The following is a 15,500-nucleotide window of genomic DNA, read 5'->3' as shown; positions in this document are numbered from 1 at the left end:
ACTCGATGACTATGCGTATTTTGCGACTGTTAAGCCTTGTGATTGTACTTTCCGCCGGAGCGCGCATGGCCGCGGCGGCGGACATTCTGTTGATCGCCTCCACGTTCCACAAGGGGACAGGGCCGTTTACATCCACCATTCAGACGCCGTTGGTGAGCGCAGGTCATGCCGTGCGCGTGTGGGATCAACTCACGCTGGGCTGGCCGCCGATTGACACGCTGTGGGATTACGACGCCGTGTTCTTTCACGGGTCGGAGCGCCGCGCCACGGGAACGATTGACTCGATCCTGACACTGTTTGCGCAACAGGGCGGGCGACTGGTGACGGAAGGCTCCAATATCGCGAGCTACGGCGGAGCCTATCCCGAATTCGAGCAGCACGTCATGCATGCGGATTGGCAGCGCGCCAAGCAGACCGTGTACACGCATCAGGTCGTCGTGCCGGGGCATCCGATTGCCGCAGGCTTGCCGGGGACGTTCACCGCGACGGGCTTTGCCGGCGGTAGCCAGCCCGACAAAGCCAGATTGGCCCACGGCGGCACGCTGGTTATCCAATATCAGAATCAGCCGGGCACCGTGGCGATCGCCGCCGCGCCGCGCCAGGCGTTCGTGTGCGGTTCCTTACAGCGCGTCCAGACCACCAGCAGCGTGCGCACCACGTTGATCACCAATCTCGTCAACTGGGTCCTGCAGAATCCCGATGACGCCGGCATCATTGACATGGGTTACGGGCTGGGCACGGCGCTCAATCAGAATTGCCCGGTATGGGCGAAGGTGCGCAACTTTGCCAACAGCGCCGACAGCGGCAGCGTAATCTTACAGGCTTCGACGGATTCGAGTGCGTGGACCGATATTGACACGGCGGCCTACACGTTGGCGGCATTCGACGACGATTCGCTGCTCTTCACGTGGACGCCGCCGGTGGAGTCGCGCTACTATTTGCGCATGGTGTTGCAGCCCCTGGGCGGTGACGCGTACAGCGACAACAACAGCGCGGGTCTGCTCGTAACGACGTTTGACAATGCCGTGCATCCGAAACTGTTCTTCACGGCAGCGCAGATTCCGACGCTGCAAACGCAGGCGGTGACAACGCACTTGGCGATGTACCAGCAGCTCAACACGCGCGTGGCGCAGGACCTGGCCTATGTGCCGCCGGCACCGTCGCTGTGGGAAGATGTGAACTACTCACAGGTCGCGAGCATTATCGCCATCGGATCGCTGAAAGCGGTGATCACGCCGACGGCGACGTACATCAATCACGCGAAGAACAACGCGCTGGCGCTGTGCCGCTATCCGCACTGGGAGCCGGGCATCGTGGATATGGATATCTATTCCGGCCGCTGCGCGTTTTCGCTGGCGCTGGCGTACGACTGGCTCTATCCCTATTGGACCAAGGCGCAGCGCGACACGATTCAAACGCGCCTGCGCGAGCAGATGCAGCGGTTGGCCGCCGCCGAGCCGCGCTGGGTGTGGTGGCCGGACGCGTATATCCACAACCACAACGTCAATTGCATGAGCTATCTGGGATCGGCGAGCTACGGCCTGATGGAAGAAGAGCCGGAAGCGCAAATCTGGGAGCAGATGGCGGTTGATAACCTCGATAATATTCTGGCGCTGTACGGCCCCGTAGCCGACGGATCGTGGTATGAGGCGATGAATTACTGGGGCTTCATCACATGGACGATGCTGCCGCACCTGTGGCTGTTGCGGGAACAGCAGAACATTGACTACTTTGACACGCCGTTCATTCAGTCCATGGCGCAGTACCGCATCTACGGCTCGATGCCGCTGCCGCAGCAGATGCCCATGATCAATGAGGCGCAGAACGACGAGTGGTACGGGCCGGATGACCAATTGGCGCTGTTTGCGCGGGAGTACAACAACACCGAAGCGCAGTGGATGCGCCAGCGCATCGCCAATCGCATGGGCTACTCGTGGGACGGGCCGTGCGGCTACTTCTTCTATGATCCCACAATTTCGCAGACAGTGCCGACGGACCTGTCGTGGGTGGCGACGGATCAGGATACCTATTTCGGGCGCAGCGCGTGGAACGACACGACCTCGACCTATGTCACGTTGAAATGCGGTTTGGTCGGCGGGCGCAACGCCTATGAAACTTACTGGGGAGCCGGCGCGGTGGGCGGCTGGGAACCGTCGCACTTTCTGCCTGAGCAGAATTCGTTTACACTGGCTTACGGACCGGATTACATCGTTCAGTCGGCGGGCCTGCAATCACCGCAGCACCGCACGTTCAACAGCACGACGATGCTCGTGAACGGTCAGGGGCAGATCGGTGACAGCACAAAAGGGACGTGGCCGTTGCCCGCGAACGAATTGCAGATGAACCCGTCCTTGATTGACACATTCTTTCTCAAGCACACTGACTACGTCGTCGGCGACGCGACCTCGTCGTATCCATCTACGCTCGGCTTGACGCGCTACCAACGGCATATGCTGTATGTGCGGCCCGACCTGCTGCTGGTGCTGGATGACATGCGTTCCAGCAGTCCCGCGACGTTTACGTACATTGTGCGCAATCCGAGCAATATCTTCTCGACGCAGGGCAACAAGATCTTCATCAACGGGACGTGGACGGACAGCGATATGCACATGCTGGCGCCGGCCAGCCGGACGTTGTCAAATGGGTTCGACTACTACTATAAGACGGATTGGGGCGGTTGGGGCCAGCGCGTCTCGAACGCGACGCCGGACACGTCGGTGCGATTTGTCAATGTGTTCTACCCGCGGCAGCCGGGATCGTCGGATGCGGAACTGCTGTTTGGCGACCGTAATCTGAGTGTGCTGCGATTGGATGACCACGCCGGTTTTGAGGTGACGGCCGCGATCCGGCACGGCTACGTCGGAGCGATTGACGTGGACTCGTTGTGGACGGACGCGCAGCTTTCCGTGACCGTGCGGAATCCGGCAACAGGTGAATTCACCTACGGCGCAGTGCGGCAAGGCCAGACTGTGGACTGGGGTGCGCCGGCCCGTCGGCTGTACGAGTCCCCGACGCCGATGGATGTTGAATGGACCGTCAACGCCGACACGTTGTGGATTGACGGGCAGGTCGGGGATTGGGCGCGCTTCTACGCACCGACGACGACCTTCGTGTGGCTGAACGGCCAGGCTGAGCCGTACTTCCAGAATGGCCCGTTTATCGAGATCGGCAATTTGGAGAACGTACCGAACGGCCGTGTGAACGACCTGACCATTCAGCTCGCCGTGGATGGGCTGTTGATTCTACGCTGGACGCAGCCGACCTTTTACATTAACGGCGTGGCCACGGTGCCGGATTTTTTTGACGTCTATGCGGCGGACACGCCTGACGGGGTATACTCTGTCATCGCGACCACGGACGGTAGTGAGTCGCGTTGGGACACGTACGATCTCGAGGGGCAGAAGTTCTTCTACGTTGTAGCCCGGCTGGAGCCAGCGGTGGCCGCGGCACCCAACGAGGGAGTTACCGTGCCGCTGGACTCGGCGGGCGGTGCGGCTGGGGGGTCAGAGAGGCATAGATAAATTGACTTAGTTTGTCATATTCAGACAAAGTTGAATACCCGGCAGGACATGCCGGGTATTGTTTTTTGCGAGTCTATGCAATTGATTTGTGAGACGAGGTGAAAATGTTAGAGATACGGGAGGATCATTTGGCTTCGAACCGATAAAACTGGACAAAATTGTGAAGATTTGTAAGGAGGCTCTTTCAGATTGCGGGGAGCTAAGTTGCACAAAATTCAATAGGCTTCACGTTGCGTGGCACAGCGAGAAGTGTTATATTCACGACGGTTTAGCACCTTGGTGTTCCCTCCTCATCAAATCGGCCTTCCTGCACGCCATTTCGGGCCGCTAATTTCATGAATTCTCTATACTTTTGCCGCATGCGACCGCTTACAGCATGGGGACAGGTAAAGTTTGCGATTTTTTTCACCAACCCTGAGGACGTCCTGTGAGCCGTAAGGTCCTCGGCCTGCTTTACACCGTGGCCGCGCTGGTGATTGGCTACAACATGTTTATGTGGGCCTGGAGTAATCAGGGATACGCGCCTGAACAGCCGATCCCGTTCAGCCACAAGATTCATGCGGGTGATAATCATATCCCCTGCCTGTACTGCCATTCATCGGCGGAGAATTCGCGGCACGCGACTGTGCCAGCGATGAACGTGTGCATGAACTGCCATAGTGTGGTTGCCGTCAACAAGCCCAACATCATTAAGCTGACCGAAGCCTATAACACGGGCAAGCCGATCCAGTGGGAGCGTGTTCACGCCGTGCCGGATCATGCGATTTTTTCGCACCAGTGGCACATCCGCAAGGGATTTGACTGCGCGGAATGCCACGGACCGGTCGAGACGATGGATAAGGTCTATCAATATCGCAAGCTGAACATGGGTGATTGCTTGCAGTGTCATCGAGACAACGGCGGTCCCCAGGACTGCAATGCGTGCCACCAATGAGCCGAGATAACGCAATGCACCAACCGACGACTCCCGCTTCCGAAGCCAAGCCGCGTCACTGGACGACGCTGGGCGAATTGCGGGGCGATGAGGCGGCGCTGGCCGTCAAACATTCCGAGTTTTACTCCAAGCCCGAAGAGTTCTTCACGAAGGAAGAGCAGGGCACGAAGTTCTCGCTGACCGGGGCGCCGACGCTGATCTCGGAAGCCGCGGGATTCATGGAGCTGAAAGTCAAGCAGAACGGCGGTGAAGAGAGCGGGCTGTCGCGGCGCGACTTCATGAAGCTGTCCGGCGCGGCGATGGTGTTCGCGACGGCAGGCTGCGGCCTGCGACCGGCGCAGAAGATCATTCCGTATATCAATCAGCCCGAAGAGATCGTGCTCGGCGTTCCGAATTTCTACGCGTCGGCAGCCGGCGGCCCGCAGGGCAACGGCGTGCTGATCAAGACGCGTGAAGGACGGCCGATCAAGCTCGAAGGTAATCCGCAGCATCCGCTGTCGAAAGGCACGCTGGACGCGCGCGGGCAATATGAGATTTTTAATCTCTATGACCCCGACCGCCTGAACGGCCCGGTGAAGATGGTCGAAGGCACGCCGTCAGTGATTTCATGGAACGTCGCGGACGGTGAAATCGGCGAATTACTCAAGGCGGCACGCGGCCGGATCGCGGTCCTGACCGGGACGGTACACGGCCCGGCGCGTAAGAAGATTATCGCGGACTTCTGCGCGAGCCTGGGGGCTTCGCATTACAGCTACGATGGTTGGACGCGCGAAGCGACGCGGCTTGCCAATCAGGAATGCTACGGCGCGCCGGTTCTGCCCGCGCTGCATTTCGACAAGGCCGATTACGTTCTGAGTCTGGACGGCGATTTCCTCGGCAGCGGCTATGCCAGCCACGAGTGGTCGGTAGCCTTCGGCAGCAAGCGAAAGCTGCATGAGAAGCACTTGAACAAGCTGGTGAGCGCGGACTGCTCGACGACGCTTACATCCTCGAACGCCGATGAACGCTTCCGCATGAAGCCCGGGCAAAGCGTCCGCTTCGGTTTGGCCGTGGCGACCGCGCTCTTGGGCATGGGCGCGAACGGCGTCAGCTTCAGCGGGACGGTGTCGCCGGCGCAGTGCGAAAGCGAAAACGGATTGAAGAGCGGCACGATTGACCGCATCGCAGCGGAGCTATGGGCGGCGCGCGGCAAGAGCATCGTGGTGGGCGGCGAATCGCTGGACCATCAGCTGGTGGCATGTCTGCTGAACGCCATGCTCGGCAACGACGGGATTACCGTGGATGGCAACGGCGCTCCGTCGCAACAGGCGGACGGTTCACTGGTCGGTCTGCAAGACCTGATGAGCCGCTTAGACGGCGGGCAGATTGACGTGCTGATCACCTTCGGTACCAATCCTGTCTATTCCCTGCCCGAAAAGAGCGGTGTCAAGACCGCGTTGGCTAAGGCGAAGACGATAATTCATCTGGGCGACCGCGCCGATGAGACCGGACGTCTGGCGACGTACCTGCTGCCCGGATTGCACTGGCTGGAAAGCTGGGGTGATGCCGAACCGCAGGTTGGACTCTACTCGATTATTCAGCCGACCGTGATGCCGCTGCATGATTGCCGCGCCGCCGAAGAGTCGTTGTTGAAATTCGCACAGGCCGCCGCCGTGCCAGGTCTCGGCGAAGTGGTTGGCAGTTGGTACGATTACATTATGAGCGTGTGGCAGACGTCGGTCTATTCGGCGGATGTGTTCGCCGCGGACTTCCACGCGTTCTGGAACGGCGCACTGCGCGACGGCTTCGTGGATTTGCGCAAACCTGCGACGCCGCGCACGTTCAACAGCGCCGGGTTAAGCCGTTTGAGCGCAACGCGCGCGAGTGGTGAGCTGCAATTGGTGGTGGCGCCGTCGCCCGTCCTTACCGAAGACGGCAACGGTAACAACGCCTGGATTCTTGAATTGCCGCATCCGGTGGCGCGCGTGTGCTGGACGAACTTTGCCAACCTTGCGCCGAAGACGGCCAGTCGGTTGGCGCTTCGCGATGGCGACTATGTGCGCGTGACGGCCAACGGCGCGACGATTGAAGTCCCGGTGCACGTGCAGCCGGGCGACGTCGAAGACGTGCTGACGATTGAAACCGGCTGGGGCCGCCAGAACGTCGGTCGCGTCGGCAATGACGTCGGCGGCAACGCGTTCCTGCTGTGCGCGGTCGAAGGGACGATGCTGCGCACCATGGGTGACGCGGTGACGATTGAAGCGACGGGCCGCTGGGAAGAGCTGCCGGACGTGCAGGGACATAACTACACCGAAGGTCGCCCGATCGTGGCCGAAACGGCGCTCGAAGCCTTTCTGCATGATCCGCACGCCGGACAGTGGCACGAGCATCCGTCCATGTCCATGTGGCCCGAGCATGAATACAAGGGCAACAAGTGGGGGATGGCGATTGACCTGACGGCGTGTATCGGCTGCAATGCCTGTATCGCGGCGTGTTCGGTCGAGAACAATCTGCCGATCGTCGGTGCCGGTCAGATTCGACTGGGCCGCGAAATGCATTGGATTCGCATTGACCGCTACTACAGCGGCGATGAGCACGAGCCGGAGTTCACCTATCAGCCGATGCTGTGCCAGCACTGCGACAACGCGTCGTGCGAAACGGTGTGTCCGGTCGTGGCGACGGTGCACAGCGAAGAGGGCCTCAATATGCAGGTCTACAACCGCTGCGTGGGCACGCGCTATTGCTCAAACAACTGTCCTTATAAGGTGCGCCGTTTCAACTGGCACGAATACTCATTCGCGGCCTACGAACCGCACCCGCTCAATCTGGCGCTTAATCCCGAAGTGACGGTGCGCGAGAAGGGCGTGATGGAGAAGTGCACCTTCTGCCAGCAGCGGATCCGCGAAGGCAAGGAGAAGGCCAAGACGTTCAACCGTCCGGTGCAGGACGGCGACTTCCTGACCGCTTGCCAGCAGACGTGCCCGACCAACGCGATTTCTTTTGGAAATACCAACAATCCGGATAGCCTTGTGTCCAAACTGAAACAGGACCCGCGCGCCTATCACGTTATTGCCGAGCTGAATACCAAGCCGCAGGTGACCTATTTCACCAAGCTGCGGAATCGTCCGTTGCGTGACAGCGATCACGCCGGCGGACACGGCGAGGCCAGCCATGATGGAGGAAACCACTCGTGAGTGCGCCCGCCTCTGAACAATTTCTGTCCACCGATCTGCGTCTGCGCGACGTAACGCGTGACGTCATCGCGCCGACCGAACGCATGCCCAACATCAAGTGGTGGCTGGGTTTTCTGACGGTCTCCGGGATGCTTGGCGTCGGCGCCATCGTCGTTTACATTCTGTTGACGCGCGGTCAGGGTATCTTCGGTATCAGCCATCCCTACGGCTGGGCCTTCGATATTACCAACTTCGTGTTCTGGATCGGTATCGGCCATGCCGGTACGCTGATTTCGGCGATTCTGTTCCTGCTCCGCCAAAAGTGGAGAACCGCCATCAATCGTTCGGCGGAAGCCATGACGATTTTCGCCGTGATGACGGCGGGTATCTTCCCGCTGCTGCATACCGGTCGCCAATGGCTGGCCTATTGGCTTGTCCCGTATCCGAATGACCGACTACTCTGGGTAAACTTCCGGTCGCCGCTGTTGTGGGACGTGTTCGCCGTTTCGACGTACTTCACGATTTCATTGCTGTTCTGGTACACCGGTCTGGTGCCGGATTTCGCGACGATGCGCGACAAGGCCAAGAACCTGCTGCGCAAGAAGTTCTACGGCGCGCTGTCGCTGGGCTGGACGGGTTCGATGCGGGATTGGAATCATTACGAGAAGGCCTACCTGCTGTTCGCGGGTATGAGCACGGCGCTGGTGCTATCGGTGCATACCGTAGTGTCCTACGACTTCGCGACGTCGCTGATTCCGGGCTGGCATACGACAATCTTCCCGCCCTACTTCGTCGCCGGTGCGATCTTCTCGGGCTTTGCGATGGTGGTCACCCTGTTGGTGTTCATGCGCACGGCCTTCAATCTGGAACAGTACATTACGATCCGGCACATGGAGCTGATGAATAAAATCATCCTGCTCACCGGCATGCTGGTCGGTTACGCATACCTGACCGAGTTCTTCATCGCGTGGTACAGCGAGAATCCGTTCGAGCGCTACGTGTTTGTGAACCGCCTGACCGGCCCGTTCTCGACGGCGTTCTATATCATGTTCTTCTGCAATGTGGTCGTGCCGCAGATTTTCTGGTTCAAGAAGGCGCGGACCTCGATCCCTATCATGTTCGTCGTCTCGCTGTTGGTGAACGTGGGTATGTGGTTCGAACGGTTTAACATCATCGTTTCGTCGCTGCACCGCGATTTCCTCCCGTCTAACTGGGACAACTTCTCGCCGACGATCTATGACTTCGGTTGGACAATCGGCGCGTTCGGACTGTTCCTGACGCTGTTCCTGTTGTTCGTGCGGCTGTTCCCGACGATTTCCATCGCGGAAATCAAGCATACCTTGCCCAAGCCGGCGGATACGTCGAAGGTAGGTTATCATGGCTAAGCATCCCGTGCTGATCGGAGTCTATTCCGATCCCGATATTCTGATGGAAGCGGCGGACGGCGCGCGAAAAAAAGGGTGGAAGCATCTCGACGCCTACACGCCGTACCCGATTCACGGTCTGGACAAGGCGCTGGGCCTAAAGTCGTCGTGGGTGCCGTGGGTGACCCTGGCGATGGGACTGACCGGCGCCGCGCTCGGATTCACGCTGGAGTATTGGGTACATGTGATCGAGTGGCCGATGAATATCGGCGGCAAGCCCGAGAACTCGTGGCCGGCGTTTTTCCCGGTGATGTTTGAAAGCGGCGTGCTGATCGGCGGTATCTCGACGTTTATCGCAATGTGGGCGGCATGCAAACTGCCGACCACGACGCCGAAGATTCACGACGAGCGCTTCACCGACGACAAGTTCGGTCTGGTGATTCCCCTGGACGGCGTCAACTCGGGCGACGCCGAAGCCTACTTGAAGGCCTCGGGCGCCGAAGAGGTGAAGCATGTATAAGATTTTGGTGCTCATTACGACTGCATTTCTAATGATGTCGTGCGGCAAGAAGAGCATGCCGGTGTTGGAATACATGCCGGATATGTACCGACAGCCATCGCTAAAGGCGCAGGAGTTCGATCCGAATTCGCCGAATGGCGTGGGCATGAAGGTGCCGCCGGTGGGGACGGTACCGGTTAATTTTGAGCCATACTCCATCGCTCTGCTCGACACGCTGGCCGCTAACGCGACGGTCAATCCGGTGACCGCGACGACCGAAGTTTTGGACGCAGGCCGCAAGTACTACAATACCTATTGCGTCGTGTGTCACGGCGTTTATGGGGACGGCGCGGGTTATATCGTCCCGAAATTCACGCAGCCGCCATCGTTGTTGTCGGAAAAGCTGTTAGGTTGGTCGGACGGCCGGATCTACCATACGATCATGATGGGACAGGGTTTGATGCCGAGCTATAAGCAGCAGGTTCCGGCCGAGAAGCGTTGGGCAATCATTCACTATGTGCGCGCCTTGCAGCGCGCCGCACATCCGCAGCCGCAGGACAGCCTGGCGATGCTTGCAGGTAAATTCAAATTCGTGGATGACGCGCCGGACACGGCAAAGCCTGCGCTCTGGCCGAAGCGATAGCTGTCTGAATGAAATTCCTCGCCTTGTTGTCGTGTTGGGGCAGTAACGCGCTCTTTGCCGAGCCCCGCCGCCGTCGGGGCGGACGGACGAGATGTCAAACTCCAGCGGGAGTAAGGACTCCCCGCCATCAGCCGCCGACTGCCCGTTTGAACGGCCGGGGTCAGAGCACCGTGAAAAGAGGGCTGGGCGACAGAGCTCCTGGGCGGCGCTGACCTTCCCTGGCCAGACGACAGCCGCCACTGCCACGCCGGGCGGTCGCCCACAAGCAACATACCCAGGCAAACGCTCATCCCCCCGGCCATTCACGTCCAGATTACCCAGCACGAGTTCAATGTCGGTGGCCGCGCCAGATTCTCCGAGCGTGATACCAGCAACGGGTTAGAGTACCGAGAATCCGGAGGCGACCTTGGCGCCGCAATTATCGAGGCGTCCTACAGTTTCCGCGATCACCTCCGAGCTTCGGTGTTCACTGCGTTACCTGTCGTGAACAATCTCAACGGTTCGCAGGCCGTTTCACTCCCGTCGCCGATCGCATCCCTCAGAGAAGGATCTCTTCAACAATATGCACGCCACAGTAACACATATTGAGAATCCCGGGCCGCTGGCCCTGCCGAAGTCGCTGTCCAATCTCTTCATGGGATTGACCGTGCTCGGTGCGCTGGCCTTCCTGGGCGGCCTGGCCGTGGACTCCACGCGCGCCTGGCAAAATTACATGCAGACGCTGTACATCTTCACGGGGTTCAGCCTCGGCGGGATGGTCTTCGTCGCGATTAATCACGCGGTAACGTCACACTGGGCGGTCGTGCCGCGCCGGCTGGCTGAGGCGTTCATGAGCTTCATACCCGTCGCAGCGCTGCTGTTTATCGTGCTGCTGGTGGGGATCAGCATGGAGGGCGGGAAGCTCTATTCGTGGCTGGGACATGAGCACGGAATCGCCAGCCCCACCAAGCAGCGTTGGCTGAGCTTTGATCTGTTCGCGGCGCGCAATGTGCTGTTCTTCGTCATCTGGTTCTTCGTGGCGCGCAAGCTCGTTGCCTATTCGGTGGCGCAGGACGGCGGCCAAAATCAAGACCTGTCGCTGAAGGCCGCGCGCTTCTCGATCATCGGACTGCTGCTGTTCGCGCCGACATTCGGATTCTTCTCGTACGACCTGCTGATGAGTCTCGAACCGAAGTGGTTCTCGACGATGTTCACGGTCTATACGTTCGCCGGCGTGATTCAGAGCACGATGGCGCTGATGGTGATTATCTTCGTGAGCCTGAAACGCGATCAGCTCAAGCATGTCGCAACACCGTCGCATCTCAAAGACTTGAGCGGCCTGCTGTTCGCCTTCACGATCTTCATGACCTATATCGGCTTCTCACAGTTCATGCTGATCTGGTACGCGAATCTGCCGGAAGAAACCTACTACTATTTGAAGCGGAGCGACCACGGCTGGCTGGCTATCGCCGTGCTGACGTGGTTTTTCAAATTTATCCTGCCGTTCTTCGGTTTGATCAGCCAGTGGCAGAAGAAACACGAAAAGTGGCTCGTGATGGTCTGCTGGGGCGTGCTGGTCGGACAGTTCCTCGACATCTTCTGGCTGTCCATGCCGTCCAATCATCCGGAACTCGTTATGATCGGCTGGATGGAAATTGGCATCTTGGCCATGTTCGCCGGTTTGTTCGGGATCGTGGTGTCGCGCTGGATGAGTAAGCATTCGCTGATTCCGGTCGGTGACCCGCGTGTGTTGGCCAGCGTTAATTGGAGGTTCTGGGAATAAATGAGCAAGTATAGCCCCACGAACAGCAGCGTCTTCTTCTACGTCCCGCTGGTCATTTTCGCGATCATACTTATCGGGATGATCTTCAATTGGCAATTCGCCGGCGGCGTGCGAGTGGGGGCTTCCTTGCCGCCGCCCGTCAAAGAGCTGGACGCCGCAAAGGTTGTCAACCACCGCGCGCTGGCCAAAGACACCGGTTTGGCAGCCGACGGTAAGATGCTTTACGAAATCAATTGCTCGTCGTGTCATGGCCCGGATGGACAGGGCAACGGCCCGCGTTCCGCGGGATTGAATCCGCCGCCGCGTAATTACAAGACCGAGACATTCAAGTTTGGAACGGACGTCGCGGCGCTCCACAATACGTTGATGAAGGGTTCGCCGGGCACGTCCATGCCGTCGTTCTCGCTGTTGCCCGCGCGGGACGTGTGGGCAATGGTACACTATATTCGCACGCTCATTCCGAATCCCACGCCGACGGACGATGCGATCGTGGCCAAGCTGCCCGAAGCGCCGACGGGCGCGGACGCGGCTGCGGGCGGCGTCGCGCAAGCGGTGGGCACGGAAGGCCGGATCCCCATTCGGCTGGCCATGCAGCAGGTGACTGATCCCGGCCTGCCGCTGGGTAAAACGACGCGCGCTTACGACGAGACGACGCTCGGTGCGCAGGTCTATTTGCAGAAGTGCGCTTCGTGCCACGGAAAGTTTGGCGAAGGCATGGAGAGCACGTTGATCGGCGCGAATCCCTACCGTTACATCGTTACCTCGCCCCTGAACGCCTATGGCGCACCGTGGCTGGCCGATCGCGCCGCGTTTGACCATGTCGTTCTGACGGGCTCGACGGGCCGCGTGCATCCGGGCTGTGGCTCGCTAACCCGCGCCCAGCTTGACGCGTTGTACGGGTTCGTCAAACAACTCGCGGTCTTTTAGAATTTCGCAATTCGCTAAGTAGGGCAAAACTACCCCGATGCTCAAGAAACATCTCACCTGGTCCGCGCTGCTGCTGTTGCCCGCCGCGCTCTTTGCCGATCCCGTGACGTCGTGGGTGTTCGATCCCGTCACACCGGTTGCGCAGGAAGTGCGGGACACCTTCCAAATCATGCTTGGCCTGACGCTGCCGTTCCTGCTGCTGCCGCAGGTGCTGCTGGTCTATGCGATCTGGAAGTTCAACGCGAAGCGCGGCCACAAACCGGCGACCTTCCACGACAACGTCAAACTGGAAATCGTCTGGACCGTGATTCCGGCACTCGTGCTTGTGGCAATTTCGATTCCGGCGTTCAGCACGCTGAAGAAGATCGAGGTGCCGCCGAAATCGGATCTCGTCGTCGAAGTCATCGGCCATCAGTTCTTCTGGGAATACCGGTTGCCACGCTACGACGTGGGCTTCGCCAACGAACCGCTGGTCGTGCCTGCCGATAAGATCGTCACGCTCAATCTGACGAGCGTGGACGTGATTCACGCGTGGTGGGTGCCGAGCTTCGGCGTCAAGCAGGACGCCAACCCGGGCCGCATTACACACGCCTGGTTCAAAGCGCCCGCGGGGAAGTACAAGGGACAGTGCGCCGAACTGTGCGGTCCGCTGCACGGGGAAATGTATATTGACGTAATAGTGGTATCCGACGATGAGTTTGGACAATGGCTGGAGAAGAAGATGAACGCTGCCGCTGCACCGGCGGACTCGCTGCACAGCGAAATGCTCGAACCTGAAGCGGAAATGGAGGCGGCGCATGGCTGAAGCTAAGCCTAAGTCGCTCTTGCTGCGCTACCTGTCCTCCACGGACCACAAAGAGATCGGTATCATGTACCTGATCTTCGCGTTGGTCATGGGCATCGTCGGCGGATTCCTCGCCGGAGTCCTCCGCATGCAGTTGTGGGAAAGTTCGGGCGGCGTGGTGTCGCCGGAACTCTACAACCAGGTGGTGACGATGCACGCCACCATCATGATCTTCTTCGTGATTATTCCGGCGATGGCCGGGTTCGGCAACTACCTCGTGCCAATCATGATCGGCGCGCGCGATATGGCGTTCCCGAAGTTGAATGCGTTCTCGTTCTGGCTGCTGATTCCGGCGGCGTTGATCGGTATCGCCAGCTTCTTCGTTGAAGGCGGCGCGGCCGGCGGCGGTTGGACCAGCTATCAGCCGCTCACCAGCGCGCAGTATAGCGGCACGCCGGGCGTGGATATGTGGATTTTCGTGGTGCACCTCACCGGCGCTTCTTCAATCTTAGGCGCGATAAATTTCATCGTTACGATTCTTAACATGCGCGCGCCGGGCATGAATCTGATGAAGATGCCGCTCTACGCGTGGGCGTGGCTGACGAATGCTTTCATGATTCTGGTCGGCACACCGGTGCTGGCGGGCGCCGTGACCATGGTCCTGTTCGACCGGCATTTCGGCACGGGCTTCTTCAGGCCTTCCGAGGGCGGCGACCCGGTGCTCTATCAGCATCTATTCTGGTTCTATTCGCATCCGGCGGTGTATATCATGATCGTGCCGGGCTTCGGTGCCATCAGTCACATCGTCGCGGCGTTTTCGCGTAAGCGCGTGTTCGGCTACACCGGCATGGTCTATGCCATCGCGGCCATCGGCTTCTTGGGCTTCATGGTTTGGGCGCATCACATGTTCACGACCGGGCTGTCGCCGTGGGTACGCGCGTTCTTCGCGTTTATGACCATGCTGATCGCCGTGCCGACAGGCGTGAAGATCTTCTCGTGGCTGGCCACCATCTGGGGCGGCACGATTCGCTTCACCGTCGCGATGAAGTTCGCGCTGGGCATGATTTCGCTCTTCGTGATCGGCGGTATCGGCGGCGTATGGCTGGGCAACGTGCCCGTGGATATTCAGCTGCACGACTCGTATTTCGTCGTCGGGCACTTGCATTACGTGCTGTTCGGCGGATCGGTGATGTCGCTGTTGGCTGCCGCGTACTTCTGGTTCCCCAAGATGACCGGCAAGTTCCTGTCGGAGAAGATCGGCAACATCGTGTTCTGGTGCATGTTTGTCGGCATGAGCATGACGTTCTTCATGATGCACTGGGCCGGCATGCAAGGCATGGCGCGCCGCACGTACATCTACCGTCCGGAGTTTGAAGCGCTCAATAAGTTCATGTCGTTCGGCTATGTGTTCATGCTCATCGGCGGCATTCTGTTTGTGTGGAACGTCTATCAGACGATCCGCCAGCCGCTCGCCGCGGGCACGAAAGACGACGCGTGGGAGGTCAACGATATCCAGGGATCGCTGGAATGGATGACCAGCTCGCCGCCGCCGAAGGAAAACTTCAAGACGATTCCGGTCGTCGCCTGATATATATATGAAATCTGAAATCTGAAATATGAATTCAGCTTGCGCTTGAGTTCACGTTTCCGACTTCATCTTTCATATTTCATATTGCGCATTCGCCATGACTGACATTTCCCCTGCACGCAGGTTAGCCTCGTGGCTCCTGTTCCTTTCCATGCTCATCACAGTGCTGATGTTGTGGGGAGGATTCGTGCGCATCTCCGGGTCGGGCCTTTCGATTCCCGACTGGCCGTTGATTAACGGTTCTCTGCTGCCGCCGTTCAGTGAAACGGGCTGGCAGGCGGTCTTTGACGATTACAAAACGGCCTATCCCGCGCTGACCGACGGGA

Annotated in this window: 11 protein-coding genes; all 11 read left to right on the top strand. The window is 59.2% G+C overall.

Annotated elements, in window-relative coordinates:
• The first annotated feature begins 5 nt into the window (after window positions 1-5).
• On the top strand, window positions 6-3,521 hold the full coding sequence (locus IPH10_08980; GenBank protein ID MBK6911042.1) for a hypothetical protein: 3,516 nt from the start codon (window positions 6-8) through the stop codon (window positions 3,519-3,521).
• A 427-nt stretch (window positions 3,522-3,948) separates the two neighbouring features.
• Complete coding sequence (locus IPH10_08975; GenBank protein ID MBK6911041.1) at window positions 3,949-4,455, top strand: cytochrome c3 family protein; 507 nt, start codon at window positions 3,949-3,951, stop codon at window positions 4,453-4,455.
• 14 nt (window positions 4,456-4,469) lie between these two features.
• Window positions 4,470-7,628: a TAT-variant-translocated molybdopterin oxidoreductase gene (locus IPH10_08970; protein MBK6911040.1), complete on the top strand. Its 3,159-nt coding sequence runs from the start codon at window positions 4,470-4,472 to the stop codon at window positions 7,626-7,628.
• 83 nt (window positions 7,629-7,711) lie between these two features.
• Complete coding sequence (gene nrfD, locus IPH10_08965) at window positions 7,712-8,992, top strand: polysulfide reductase NrfD (protein MBK6911039.1); 1,281 nt, start codon at window positions 7,712-7,714, stop codon at window positions 8,990-8,992.
• A complete protein-coding gene (locus IPH10_08960; GenBank protein MBK6911038.1) occupies window positions 8,985-9,491 on the top strand; it encodes a DUF3341 domain-containing protein in 507 nt (168 codons plus the stop codon). Before nrfD ends, IPH10_08960 begins: the two co-directional genes overlap by 8 nt.
• Window positions 9,484-10,113, top strand: a complete 630-nt coding sequence (locus IPH10_08955; GenBank protein ID MBK6911037.1) for a cytochrome c — start codon at window positions 9,484-9,486, stop codon at window positions 10,111-10,113. Before IPH10_08960 ends, IPH10_08955 begins: the two co-directional genes overlap by 8 nt.
• 562 nt (window positions 10,114-10,675) lie before the next feature.
• Entirely contained in the window at window positions 10,676-11,875 is a 1,200-nt protein-coding gene (locus IPH10_08950) for a hypothetical protein (GenBank protein ID MBK6911036.1), read from the top strand.
• Window positions 11,876-12,802, top strand: a complete 927-nt coding sequence (locus IPH10_08945; protein ID MBK6911035.1) for a c-type cytochrome — start codon at window positions 11,876-11,878, stop codon at window positions 12,800-12,802. It abuts the gene before it with no gap.
• A 37-nt stretch (window positions 12,803-12,839) separates the two neighbouring features.
• On the top strand, window positions 12,840-13,607 hold the full coding sequence (coxB, locus tag IPH10_08940) for a cytochrome c oxidase subunit II (GenBank protein ID MBK6911034.1): 768 nt from the start codon (window positions 12,840-12,842) through the stop codon (window positions 13,605-13,607).
• Entirely contained in the window at window positions 13,600-15,174 is a 1,575-nt protein-coding gene (gene ctaD / locus IPH10_08935) for a cytochrome c oxidase subunit I (protein ID MBK6911033.1), read from the top strand. Before coxB ends, ctaD begins: the two co-directional genes overlap by 8 nt.
• Window positions 15,175-15,271: 97 nt before the next feature.
• A partial coding sequence (locus IPH10_08930) for a COX15/CtaA family protein (GenBank protein ID MBK6911032.1) occupies window positions 15,272-15,500 on the top strand: 229 nt, incomplete at its 3' end.

The organism is bacterium (assembly GCA_016702305.1).
In the GTDB taxonomy this organism is placed as follows: domain Bacteria; phylum Electryoneota; class RPQS01; order RPQS01; family RPQS01; genus JABWCQ01.
The sequence above is the reverse complement of the archived record's forward strand: the minus strand, read 5'-3'. Positions and strand labels throughout refer to the sequence as shown.